The sequence below is a fragment of the Stenotrophomonas sp. CASM110 genome (assembly GCF_049384345.1).
Classification (GTDB): Bacteria; Pseudomonadota; Gammaproteobacteria; order Xanthomonadales; family Xanthomonadaceae; genus Stenotrophomonas; species Stenotrophomonas muris.
The window spans coordinates 1-426 of the sequence record NZ_JBMRGI010000058.1 but is presented as its reverse complement, the minus strand read 5'-3'; the positions used below and the strand labels follow the sequence as shown (position 1 = coordinate 426).

The following is a 426-nucleotide window of genomic DNA, read 5'->3' as shown; positions in this document are numbered from 1 at the left end:
ACCAAAATGAATGAGCGTTACGAATGGTTTCTCGAAAAAGCTACCGAGATCGGAATTCAGGAAATCACACCGATAATCTGCGATCATTCCGAAAGAAAAATTATAAAAATTGATCGATTTCAGAAAATTATTGAATCGGCAATGAAACAATCCTTGCATTATTATCTGCCAATATTAAATGAACCAATGCTCTATAAAGATTTTATAAAACAGGATTTTGGCGGTCAAAAATTCTTTGCGCATTGCGAAGAAACAGATAAAAAATCATTGAAAAATGAATTGAAATCCAACGAAGATGTTACGATTCTGATTGGTCCGGAAGGTGATTTTTCTGTTAAAGAAATTCAAATGGCAATAGACGGTAAATTTATTCCTGTATCTTTGGGAAACACAAGATTAAGAACTGAAACAGCAGCAATTGTAGCC

At 33.6% G+C, this 426-nt stretch carries 1 protein-coding gene; it reads left to right on the top strand.

Annotated features, from left to right (window positions below):
- A partial coding sequence (locus VG561_RS21180; RefSeq protein WP_423179949.1) for an RsmE family RNA methyltransferase occupies positions 1–426 on the top strand: 426 nt, incomplete at both ends.